1 protein-coding gene is annotated in these 1073 nt (G+C 69.9%); it reads left to right on the top strand.

Features of this window, described 5'->3' with window-relative positions; genetic code table 11:
- Positions 1 to 1073 (top strand): PPE domain-containing protein (locus tag H7I57_RS33115; protein ID WP_264028514.1); only part of this gene is annotated, 1073 nt, incomplete at both ends.

Genomic DNA, 1073 nt, shown 5'->3' on the forward strand with positions numbered 1-1073 from the left:
CACCAGTACGACCAGCACGGCCGCGGTCGGCTGGCAGGGCGCCGGTGGTGCGGCGATGACGATGACCGCTCAAGCGTTCGCGGGAATCTTGGGCATGGCGGTGGCCTGGTTTGAGGAAGCTGTCGTGCAGGCGACGGCAATCGTGGATGCCTATCACCTGGCCAAAACCACGATGGTGCCTGGACCGGTGTCGGATCAGAACCTCGTCGACACTGAGGCGCTGGTCGCCACGAATTTCATCGGGCAGAACAGTCCGGCGATCGCGGCCCTGGTCGCCGAGTATGAGCGGCAGTGGATTCAGAACGCCACGATCATGTCGAGTTATCAAGGTGTGGTCACCGCGGCGCTGGGCGTGCTGGCGACGCCGCCGCCGTTCGCACCGATGGCACCCAATCCGGCCGCAGCATTGGCCGCCCTGGGCAACGCCGGGGCACAAGCCGGTGTGCAGGGCGCCCTGCAGGCCAGCTCACAAAGCATGCAGCAGGCCAGCACCGCGGCGGTGCCGGCCGCTGAAGCGGTCTCGGCACCGGCCGACGCAATGTCGGCGATGGGCGGGCCGATGGGGATGATGGGGCAGCTCTCGTCGGTCACCGGCATGATGGGCCAGGCTCCGCAGATGCTGGGCCAGGCCCCGCAGATGCTCAGCCAGTTCATGCAGATGCCGATGGGCATGCTCGGCCCGCTGTCGTCGAGCATGGGCGGTCTCGGTGGCGCCCCGGGGGCCGCGTCAGCGGCTCCGCTGACCGGTACACCGGTGGCGACGCCGGGGTTGGCCAGTGCGCTCAGCGGCGGCGGCGGTGGTGGCGGCGGCATTGGTGCCGGCGGCAGCGGGGTCGTTCCTACCAGTTCCTACACCCGCCCGGTGGGGAGTTTCAGCACCCCGAATGCCCCCAAACTGCCCGGCGGATTCGGAGGTGCCATCGAACCGGTGGCCACCGGACCGAGCCCGTCAGGGGGTGCAGGCACTGGTGGCCTGTACGGCGCTCCGGCCTCGGCGATGGGGCGCGACGGCGGGGCAGCGACCGAGCAGCGGCAGGGACGCACGATGCAGGTCACGCTTGCCCGATCGGCTG

Origin of the sequence: Mycolicibacterium pyrenivorans (genome assembly GCF_025821625.1) — a bacterium.
In the GTDB taxonomy this organism is placed as follows: domain Bacteria; phylum Actinomycetota; class Actinomycetes; order Mycobacteriales; family Mycobacteriaceae; genus Mycobacterium; species Mycobacterium pyrenivorans.